The sequence below is a fragment of the Candidatus Cryptobacteroides sp. genome (genome assembly GCF_056207615.1).
Window position 1 is genome coordinate 1 of sequence record NZ_JBAEER010000136.1, and the last position, 10470, is coordinate 10470.

Here is a 10470-nt window from a genome sequence, read left to right on the forward strand (position 1 = left end):
ACTTGTTCTTCCAGTCTTTTCAATGAACTTGTTAGTTGTTTACCCCTCGTTTTCAGAAGGGATTGCAAAGGTAGACATTTAATTTTAACCTGCAAATTTATTTTAGAAAAAACTCTAAAAAATTTTCGTACCTTTAAGAACTTTTCGCCCTACGGCGTAATCAGACACGGAATAATACTATATGATATATGAAGAAGCTATTATCAATCGCGGCATTGTCGCTCGCAGTCATGGCGACGGCAAATGCATCAGGAGACGAGGCCAGGTTGCTTCGATTCCCTGCGACTAACGGAAACGAAATCGTCTTTTCGTACGCGGGCGACTTATATAAGGTAAGCGCCAACGGCGGAGAGGCAAGGAGGCTCACCTCCCACAAGGGCTACGAGATGTTCGCCAGATTCTCTCCTGACGGCAAGAGCATAGCCTTCACCGGTGAATATGACGGCAACAGGGAGGTATACCTCATGCCGGCAGAAGGCGGCGAACCTGTGCGACTCACCTACACCTCCACCAACGAACGCGACGAACTCGGCGACCGCATGGGCCCGAACAACATCGTCACGGCATGGGCACCTGACGGCAAGAGCATACTCTACAGGAACAGGATAAGCGACGGATTTGCAGGTAATCTCTGGAGCGTCAGCACCGAAGGCGACATGCCGGAGAAGCTCCCGCTCCCGGAAGGAGGTTTCTGCTCATACTCCCCTGACGGCACCAAGCTCGCATACAACAGGGTGATGAGGGAATTCCGCACATGGAAGTACTACCGCGGCGGAATGGCCGACGATATCTGGATCTGGGACGGCAGCAAGGTGGAGAACATCACTCCCGGATGCGACGCGCAGGACATCTTCCCTATGTGGATAGGCGACCAGATCTTCTTCGCTTCCGACAGGGACATGATCATGAACATCTTCGTCTATGACACCAAGACCAAGCGCACGGAGAAGGTCACCGACTTCAAGGACTACGACGTGAAGTTCCCTTCCACCGACGGCAAGAGCATCGTGTTCGAGCAGGCCGGCTATATCTGGAAGCTCGACCCACGCAGCCGCAAGGCTGAGAAGGTCAGCATCACTATCAGCTCCGACAATATCTACTCTCGTCCAGTGAGAAAGAACGTCGGCGGCAATGCCAGCTCCGTCAGCATATCTCCTGACGGTTCGAGACTCGCTGTGACCGCAAGAGGCGAGGTATTCGACGTGCCAGCATCGAAGGGCGTGACCCGCAATATCACCCGCACACCGAACGCAAACGACAGAGGTGCGGTATGGAGTCCTGACGGAAAGAGCATAGCATACATAAGCGACATCACGGGCGAGACTGAGATATGGCTCCAGAGTACCGAGGACGAGACTAAGGCCCCTGTACAGCTGACCAAGGACAACGACACCTACATCAGAAGCCTCCAGTGGAGCCCTGACGGAAAGAAGATACTCTACTCCGACAGGAAGAACAGGCTCGTGGAGGTAGATCCAGCGGCCAAGAGCAAGAGAGTCGTGATGACCTGCCCAGAGGCTGAGTTCTACGGCGTTGCCTACTCTCCGGACAGTCAGTGGCTCACCTACACCAAGCCGGCTGCGAACCAGATGAGCATAGTATACGTCTACAACATCGCCCAGGACAAGGAATATCCTGTCACCGAGAAATGGTACAACTCTTCGTCACCGGTGTTTAGCACCGACGGCAAGTATCTCCTCTTCAGCTCGGACCGCGACCTCAACCCTATCTACAGCAGGGTCGAGTGGAACTACGCCTATACCAACATGAGCGCAATGTATATGGCGATGCTATCGAAGGACACCCCTTCCCCTCTCCTTCCTACCGACGGAATAGGAGTTCAGGAAGGACCGAAGGACGCGCCTAAGACTGAGCCTGAGAAGAAGGCCTCGAAGAAAGGCGCCAAAGCCGATGCACCTGCCGCAAAGCCAGGTATGGTGATCGACACCGACGGACTCTGCGAAAGAATCATCAAGCTCCCTATCAACGCATCCGGAAGAGGCAGCGTATTCTGCGACGGTAAGAAGATCTGGTATCCGAGCGGACGCGGAACCAACGTGTTCGACCTCAGCACCCAGAAGGACGACAACTGTGCAGACGGTTCCATCTCATACAGGTATGGCGACAAGAAGGCCCTCCTGATGAAGGGGCGCGGCGGTGCAGTGGTTGATTTCCCTGCCGGAAAGGTGCGCTCTGACGACAGCGTGGACATGAGCAACATGATCGCGACCGTGGACTACTCTGCGGAGTGGGCACAGATCTATGACGAGGTGTGGAGAGCGTTCAGGGACGGCTTCTATCTCGAGAACATGCATGGACGCGACTGGCAGGCCATCAAGGAGAAGTACGAGGTCCTCGTACCATACGCAAAGACCAGACTCGACCTTAATTATATTATAGGTGAAATGATTTCCGAGCTTGGCTGCGGACACGCTTATGTGACCATTGGCGAATACGACAAGCCTGCAAGAATCAGCATGGGACTTCTCGGCGCCGAACTCTCGAAGGACGCCAGCGGTTATTTCAGGATCGACAAGATACTCGAAGGCGCGCCATACGAAGAGAAGCTCCGCTCTCCATTGAAAGAGCCTGGCATTGGCGTGGAGGTTGGAAACTTCATAACCGCAATCGACGGCGTTCCTGTGGACGGAGTGAGGAACATCTATGAGCTCCTCGTGGGCAAGGCCGGCGTTCTCACCGAACTCACCGTCAACACCAGCGCCGCTGCCGGCGGAAAGAAGGTAGTCGTACGTCCTATCGCTGACGAATATCCGCTCTACCATTATGAGTGGGTGCTCAACAATATCCGCACGGTCGAGGAGAAGTCCGGCGGTAAGGTAGGCTACATTTATATTCCTGACATGAGCGCAGAAGGTCTCAACGAGTTCGTGAGGTACTGGTATCCTCAGCTCGACAAGGAAGCACTCATCATCGACGACCGCGCCAACGGCGGCGGAAACATCTCGCCTATGGTCATCGAGAGACTCCAGCGCGAGGCTTACCGTCTCACCATGTACCGTACATCTTCGCAGACAGGGACCATACCTGAGGGTACGCACACCGGTCCGAAGGTACTCCTCGTGAACAAGTACTCCGCTTCCGGCGGAGACCTCTTCCCATGGAGCTTCAAGGCAACCGGTCTCGGAACCATCATCGGCACCAGATCATGGGGCGGTATCGTCGGCATCAGCGGATCACTCCCATACATGGACGGAACCGACGTCCGCGTTCCTTTCTTCACCAACTACGACGCGAAGACAGGACAGTGGATAGTGGAGAACCACGGCGTGGATCCTGATATCGTACTCGACAACGACCCTGTCAAGGAAGCAGCTGGTATAGACGAGCAGCTCGACGAGGCGATCCGCGTCGCTCTCGACCAGATCAAGAATCGCAAGCCGCTCCCTGGAGTTCCTGCTCCGAGGACGTTCAAGGATCTCGGACTTCCTGAGATCAGGTAGAAAGGCAACTGCGACAGCAGCGGGGTAAAAGAAACAGGGTCCGACCGGATGGTCGGACCCTATTATTATATAGGTATATGGATTACGCCTTGATGAGCCTGTTGAACATGTCAGCAACAAGCTTTCTGTATGACTCGACCTTAGGGCAGTACTGAGGTTCTGCGAGAAGGTATGAGATCTCAGAGAGCACCTTAGGATCAAAGAGCTCAGGAAGTCTCGCCGCGATCCACTCGAGACGCACGAAAGCCTCTTCGATACGATAGTACTTGTACTGCATCTTGATGCACATCACGATGTGCTCGACGATCTTACCCACGAAGAGAAGAGACCTGAGTTCCTGATCATATATCCTCTCATCGATGGAGCCCCAGAATGCGAGCGCAAGGTCAGCAGCCTGCTGAAGATCCTCCATGTGAGGGTCCTTGCCGATATTGGCATTCCTGGTCATGAGATCGAGGGTCTCCTTGATATAATACTTGTTGTAGGAAACAAGTTCGTCCTCGAGCTTTGCAGCATACTCGCTTGCCTTGATGATCGAAGTGATCACAGACTCGGTGTTCCTGCTGTCGTACATGAGACCAGAACGTGCCTCGGCTTTGTCATGATACTCGATAGACGAACCTATGAGCTCATAATACTTCGTATAGTCCTGAGGCTTTCCCTCGTCAAGAAGTTCCTGGCAGCGGCAGAGATTATGGATCTGGAGATAGACCTTCTCCATATAGCGGCCAAGCCAATAGAGGCTATTTTCTTTCTCTTTGGTAAGAGATATTACATTCTTTGGCATATTAGTTAATTTGTTTGCACAAATATAAAAAAAATAGCGGTAATCATAATAGACTACCGCCATTTTCACATATTGTGCTAACAATTACATCATTCCGCCCATTCCTGCACCGGCTGGTACTGCAGGTTCCTTCTCTGGGATGTCAGCGATTGCACACTCTGTGGTGAGGAACATGCCTGCCACTGAAGCTGCATTCTCGAGAGCCACACGAGCGACCTTGGTAGGATCGATGACACCGGCCTTGAACATCTTGACATACTCGCCAGTGCGGGCATTGTAACCGAAGTCACCCTTACCCTCGCGGATCTTGTTGACGATGACGCTTCCCTCTACGCCTGCGTTGGTCGCGATCTGACGAAGAGGCTCCTCGATGGCCTTTGCCACGATATTGATACCTGTGGTCTCGTCGTCATTCTCGCCCTTGAGACCGTCGAGGGCTGAAAGTGCGCGGATGTAAGCGACGCCACCGCCCGGTACGATACCCTCTTCCACCGCTGCACGAGTAGCGCTGAGAGCATCCTCTACGCGGTCCTTCTTCTCCTTCATCTCAACCTCGGTAGCTGCGCCCACATAGAGGACTGCCACGCCGCCGGCGAGCTTGCCAAGGCGCTCCTGGAGCTTCTCCTTGTCATACTCAGAAGTAGTGGTCTCAATCTGCTTGCGGATGAGCTCTGCACGCTCGCGGATCTCGGTAGGATTGCCGCAACCGTTTACTACTGTTGTATTGTCCTTGGTGATGACCACCTTCTCTGCCTTTCCGAGCATATCAGGAGTGGTGTTCTCGAGAGTGAAGCCGCGCTCCTCGGAAACCACGATCGCACCGGTGAGGGTAGCGATGTCCTGAAGCATTTCCTTACGACGGTCGCCGTATCCAGGTGCCTTGACTGCTGCAATCTTGAGCGCACCGCGCATCTTGTTGACCACGAGAGTAGTGAGTGCCTCACCCTCTACGTCCTCGGCGATGATGAGGATAGACCTGCCCTCCCTTGCCACTGGCTCGAGTATAGGAAGAAGGTCCTTCATGGTAGAGATCTTCCTGTCGGTCACGAGGATGCAAGGCTCGTCGAGTACAGCCTCCATCTTGTCACCGTTTGTCATGAAATATGGAGAGATATACCCACGGTCGAACTGCATACCCTCAACGACCTTCACCTCAGTGTCGGTGCCCTTGGCCTCTTCCACGGTGATGACTCCGTCCTTCTTTACCTTAGACATGGCATCTGCGATGAGCTTGCCGATGAAAGGATCATTGTTTGCTGAGATGGTACCTACCTGCTCAACCTTCTTGTAGTCCTCGCCCACTTCCTGGCTCTGCTCCCTAAGGTTAGCGACAACGGCTGCGACAGCCTTGTCGATACCACGCTTGAGGTCCATTGGATTGGCGCCTGCGGTTACGTTCTTGAGGCCCACGTTGATGATAGCCTGCGCAAGAACGGTAGCGGTTGTGGTACCGTCACCGGCCTGGTCGTTGGTCTTTGAAGCCACTTCCTTGACCATCTGTGCGCCCATGTTCTCGAAACGATTCTCGAGTTCGATCTCCTTTGCGACGGTAACACCGTCCTTGGTTACGTGAGGTGCACCGAACTTCTTGTCGATGATGACATTGCGTCCCTTAGGGCCGAGGGTGACCTTCACCGCATTTGCAAGAGCGTCTGCGCCCTTCTTCATCTCGGCGCGTACGTCTGAATTATATTTGATTTCCTTTGCCATAAGATTGTCTTTTTAGAGAGTTGCAAGAATGTCTGACTGCTTCATGATGAGGTAGTTCTTACCTTCGAAAGAAACCTCGGTACCTGCGTACTTGCCGTAGAGGACGACGTCGCCGACCTTGACCTCCATAGGTTCGTCAGCCTTGCCTGGGCCAGCCGCAATTACGGTACCCTGCTGTGGTTTCTCCTTGGCGGTGTCAGGAATGAAAAGTCCGCCTGCTGTCTTTGTCTCAGCCGCCATAGGCTCGACAAGAACTCTGTCTGCTAAAGGTTTGATCATAGTTTATCTGTTTTTAATTGTTATCATTCTAGTCGGAACTCCCGACGGCAAGAGTTGGAATCAATTCGAGTGCCAACGCGTGCGCGTGTGACAAAATGTCAGTATGGGAACAAAAAGCCCGGCCATTTCTGGTCGGGCTTGACATATAGTCCGAGATATCGATTAGATATTACTTGTCGAGATGTCTCTCAAGCTCCTTCTTCCAGTTCTGGTAAGCAGCCTCGAGAGCTTCTGCCCACTCTGGCTCAGGAAGAATCTCGTCAACCTTGGTCAAGGTTGCGAACGCCTCTTCTGGAGTCTTGTAGAAGCCTGCACCGAGAGCAGCGCCACGAGCAGCGCCGAGTGAACCGTCTGTGTTGTAGAGCTCGATCTTTGAGCCGCAGAGGGTTGCGAGAGTGCTGCGGAAGAGAGGGCTGAGGAAGAGATTAGCCTTACCTGCACGGATCACGCTGAGGTTGAGGCCGAGGTCGCGCATGATGTCGATACCGTAACGGAACGAGAATGCGATACCCTCCTGGGTTGCACGGATGATGTGAGATACATTGTGACGAACGAGGTCGATACCTGCGAGGGCAGCGCCTGTGGTCATGTTCTCGAGAACGCGCTCTGCACCGTTTCCGAAAGGAAGGACGAGAAGACCGTCTGAACCTGCAGGAGCCTGTGCAGCGACATCGTTCATCTCAGCATAGCTGTACTGAGAGGTGATGTTCCTGTGGATCCAAGAGTTCATGATACCGGTACCGTTGATGCAGAGAAGCACGCCGTAACGCTGAGCGTCCGCGGTGTTGTTCACGTGGAGGAAAGTGTTCACGCGTGAGTGTGCATCTGCCTTAGGAACGTCGGTAACGCCATATACAACGCCGCTGGTACCACCGGTGGTTGCGATCTCACCTGGGTTGAGCACATTGAGAGAGAATGCATTGTTTGGCTGGTCGCCGGCACGGTATGAGATAGGAGTTCCCTCTGGAATACCGAAGAGCTTCTCAGTGGCAGCATCAGTGTTTGCTGCAACGCCGATAGAAGGTACGATGTCAGGGATGAGCTCCGGAGAAATTCCATAATATTCTGCTACGAAGTCAGCACGACGTGCCTCCTTGAAGTCCCAGAGAATCTGCTCTGAAAGACCGGTCTCAGTAGTAGCCACTGAACCTGAGAGCTTGTAAGCCACATAATCGCCAGGAAGCATGAACTTCCAGATCTTTGCGTAGAGCTCTGGCTCGTTGCGCTTAACCCAAGCGAGCTTGGAAGCGGTGAAGTTTCCTGGAGAGTTGAGAAGGTGGTCCATGCACTTGTCATAACCAATATTCTCGAGCGCCTCTGCGCCAAGGGCAACGGCTCTTGAGTCACACCAGATGATAGAGTCACGTACAGGCTTTACGTCCTTGTCGACAGCCACGAGACCGTGCATCTGATAAGTGATACCGATAGACACTACCTCAGCCATATTGAACTGAGAGGCTATATCCTTGATGCCATCGCAGATGAATCCCCACCACATTTCTGGGTCCTGCTCGGCAAAACCTTTCTGAGGTGCCTTGATAGGAGCTTCGGTTTTAGGGTTAGTAGATGAACAGCAGCAGCTTCCTGACTTGATGTCGAGGAGCGATACTTTTACAGATGATGATCCGATATCAATTCCGAGTGAATACATTTTTATATGGTTTAAGTTCTCAAAGTTACGAAATAAATTCTTTGTTTGTATCAATATCAGCAGCTTTCTTCGCCTCATTTAAGGATATGGGCAATATGTGACATTCCGTGGTCATTTTTTGCCGCCTTTGACCGATTCTTTAAGATTGGTGACACCGCAGATATTGGAAATCCGTTTATGATTGGCTATATTTGTATGTTGTATAGACTGACCACACGGAGAAATCTTAAACAATAAATAACCAAGTACTATTATGGCAAACGCAAACGAAGCTAACGGCTTCTACAAACTCAGCTGGCTCCAAAGAATCGGTTTCGGTTCAGGAGACCTCGCCCAGAACCTCATCTACCAGACTGTCAGCATCTGGTTGCTCTTCTTCTACACCAACGTTTTCGGACTTGATCCAGGTGCAGCAGCAATCATGTTCCTCGTCGTACGTATCGTCGACGTCCTCTGGGACCCTATCGTAGGAACCATCGTAGACAAGGGCAATCCCAAGTGGGGCAAGTATCGTTCATGGCTCATCCTCGGCGGTATTCCTCTTTCAGTTCTCGCAATCCTCTGCTTCTGGAACGGATTCAACGGTTCACTCATCTATGCTTACATCACCTATGTAGGTATGTCAATGTGCTACACCCTCGTGAACGTACCTTACGGTGCGATCAACTCAGCACTCACCCGTGACACCGACGAGATCACCATCCTCACCTCAACCCGCATGTTCATGGCAAACCTCGGCGGTATCATCGTGAAGTCACTTCCGCTCGTGATTGCCATCTTCGCCCCTAAGGCTCTCAACCCTGAGACCAACAAGATGGAGGCTGTGACCAACACCCCTGAGGCTGCCGGTGCATGGTTCATCACCATGTCAATCTTCTGCATCGCAGGTCTCCTTCTCCTCATCTTCTGCTTCTCGCAGACCAAGGAGCGCGTCGTAATGGACCAGAAGGAAGCCGCTAACGTAAAGGTCAGCGACCTCTGGATGGAGTTCCTCCGCAACAAGCCTCTCCGCGTGCTTGCATTCTTCTTCATCACAGCATTCTCCATGATGTCAGTCAGCAACGCTGCAGACGCATACTTCATGACCTATAACGTGGGTGCAACCCCATTCCTCACCACTCTCTTCATGTGGCTCGGAACCATCCCTGCATTCATCTTCATGCCTCTCGTTCCTGCAATCAAGAAGAAGATCGGCAAGAAGGGTATGTTCTATGCGTTCCTCATCACCGCAGTCATCGGTATGGCACTCATGTACACCTTCGTATCTATCGAGGCAACCAAGAGCAACATCGTTCTCCTCTGCATCGCACAGTTCGTGAAGAGCACCGGTATCATCGTTGCAACCGGTTACATGTGGGCTCTCGTTCCTGAGGTCATCACCTATGGCGAGTACACTACCGGACGCCGCATCGCAGGTATCGTCAACGCTCTCACCGGTATCTTCTTCAAGGCCGGTATGGCACTCGGTGGCGTAGTTCCTGGATTCGTTCTCGCAATCGTAGGATTCAACGCAGCAAACGCAACCCAGACTCCACAGGCTCTCCAGGGTATCCTCTGGGTCGTATGCGTAATCCCAGCAATCCTTCTCCTCCTCGCAATGTTCATCATCAGCAAGTATGAGCTCAGCGACGAAAAGATGGACGAGATCAACAAGGAGATCGAGGCTAGGGCAAAATAAGACTAATACACTAAAAACTATAACACTATGGCAAAGAAAGTCGTAAAAAGATATCTCTTACCTGCCGACTATATGGCAGACCCATCCGTACACGTATTCAACGGAAAAATATACATCTATCCTTCTCATGACTGGGAGGATGACTCAAATGTCGAGGACGACAGCGGTGACCAGTATATCATGAAGGACTACCACGTCCTCTCTATCGACGGCGACCCTATGACAGGTACCGTTACCGACCATGGTAAGGTCATCGGCCTCGAGGATATCGCATGGCACGGTCGCCAGCTCTGGGACTGCGACGTTCAGGAGAAGGACGGCAAGTACTACATGTTCTTCCCTATGAAGGACAAGAACGAGGTGTTCCGTCACGGCGTTGCTATCGCAGACCGTCCTGAAGGACCTTTCATCCCTCAGCCAGAGCCAGTTCACGGCAGCTACTCTATCGACATGGCTATCCTCAAGGACAACGGTGAGTACTACATGTACTTCGGTGGTCTCTGGGGTGGACAGCTTCAGTCTTACAGGGACAACATCGGCATCGAGGATCCTGCAAAGAACAATACTCCTGACAGCCCTAACCTCCCTCACGGCAAGCAGCCTGCACTTCCTAGCCGCGTCGTCAAGCTTTCTCCAGACATGCTTCAGTTCGGCGAGGAGCCTAAGCCTGTAGTAGTGGTTGACGAGAACGGACAGCCTCTCACAGCTGACGATCCACATCGCTTCTTCGAGGCAAGCTGGACTTTCAAGAAGGACGGCAAGTACTACTTCACCTATTCTACCGGTGACAGCCATCTCCTCTGCTATGCAGTCGGAGACAATGTATATGGTCCTTTCACATACAAGGGCGTAATCCTTACTCCTGTCGTAGGTTGGACCACTCACCACGCCATCATCGAGTATC

Annotated in this window: 7 protein-coding genes; 3 read left to right on the forward strand and 4 right to left on the reverse strand. The window is 52.5% G+C overall.

Going from position 1 to position 10470, the window contains the following annotated elements:
* The first annotated feature begins 188 nt into the window (after window positions 1-188).
* Window positions 189-3461: a S41 family peptidase gene (locus AC06ND_RS08065; RefSeq protein ID WP_475678474.1), complete on the forward strand. Its 3273-nt coding sequence runs from the start codon at window positions 189-191 to the stop codon at window positions 3459-3461.
* Window positions 3462-3543: 82 nt separating this feature from the next.
* Here AC06ND_RS08065 and AC06ND_RS08070 read toward each other — a convergent pair whose 3' ends face one another.
* The 4 genes from AC06ND_RS08070 to AC06ND_RS08085 form a co-directional block, all read right to left on the reverse strand.
* Window positions 3544-4248, reverse strand: a complete 705-nt coding sequence (locus AC06ND_RS08070; protein ID WP_475678475.1) for an alpha-E domain-containing protein — start codon at window positions 4246-4248, stop codon at window positions 3544-3546.
* An 84-nt stretch (window positions 4249-4332) separates the two neighbouring features.
* Window positions 4333-5958 (reverse strand): chaperonin GroEL, encoded by a 1626-nt coding sequence (groL, locus tag AC06ND_RS08075; RefSeq protein WP_475678476.1) that lies wholly within the window; start codon window positions 5956-5958, stop codon window positions 4333-4335.
* A gap of 12 nt (window positions 5959-5970) precedes the next feature.
* Complete coding sequence (locus tag AC06ND_RS08080) at window positions 5971-6237, reverse strand: co-chaperone GroES (RefSeq protein ID WP_475678477.1); 267 nt, start codon at window positions 6235-6237, stop codon at window positions 5971-5973.
* A gap of 169 nt (window positions 6238-6406) precedes the next feature.
* Entirely contained in the window at window positions 6407-7888 is a 1482-nt protein-coding gene (locus AC06ND_RS08085) for a xylulokinase (RefSeq protein ID WP_475678478.1), read from the reverse strand.
* A gap of 253 nt (window positions 7889-8141) precedes the next feature.
* Between AC06ND_RS08085 and AC06ND_RS08090 the strand changes: the two genes are divergently transcribed.
* Window positions 8142-9566 (forward strand): MFS transporter, encoded by a 1425-nt coding sequence (locus tag AC06ND_RS08090; protein WP_475678479.1) that lies wholly within the window; start codon window positions 8142-8144, stop codon window positions 9564-9566.
* A gap of 27 nt (window positions 9567-9593) precedes the next feature.
* Window positions 9594-10470, forward strand: an 877-nt coding sequence (locus tag AC06ND_RS08095; protein ID WP_475678480.1) for a family 43 glycosylhydrolase, incomplete at its 3' end; no start/stop codon positions are given.